At 32.8% G+C, this 418-nt stretch carries 1 protein-coding gene; it reads right to left on the reverse strand.

Annotated elements, in window-relative coordinates:
- Positions 1-359 (reverse strand): hypothetical protein (locus HUK38_RS14800; protein WP_182585068.1); only part of this gene is annotated, 359 nt, incomplete at its 3' end.
- Positions 360-418: the final 59 nt, after the last annotated feature.

Consider the following 418-nt stretch of genomic DNA (forward strand, 5'->3'; position numbering starts at 1 on the left):
ACAGTCAATAGTTTACGTTCAGGCATTACTTTTAGTTTAGTCAAAGTTTGAGCTAAAATTTTCAAGCCAATTCCCTGATTTCTTTTCGCATTAGAACCACTCATTCCACAAACAACGCCTAAAGTATCATAGGTCAGTCCTGATTTAAGACTAAATAAGGTGAACAATAAAAGCTCCTCTTCATTATTAATACAATAGCCAATATTAACCTCAACTTTTCGTTTAGATAGTTCTGCTTTATAAGTCTGAAAATAAGCATTTTTGAAATGATCTAGCAAAATAAAAAACCGTTCTCTAGTCATACCAATCGTGGCGCTCCATTGCCGATCTTGCTTTAGGTCTGATGTTGTAATTTTCATTTATTTTTCTCGTGGTATTTGGAGAAATTTTATTGCACTATCATTCATTCTTTACGTTA

Origin of the sequence: Thiospirillum jenense (genome assembly GCF_014145225.1) — a bacterium.
GTDB classification, from domain to species: Bacteria; Pseudomonadota; Gammaproteobacteria; order Chromatiales; family Chromatiaceae; genus Thiospirillum; species Thiospirillum jenense.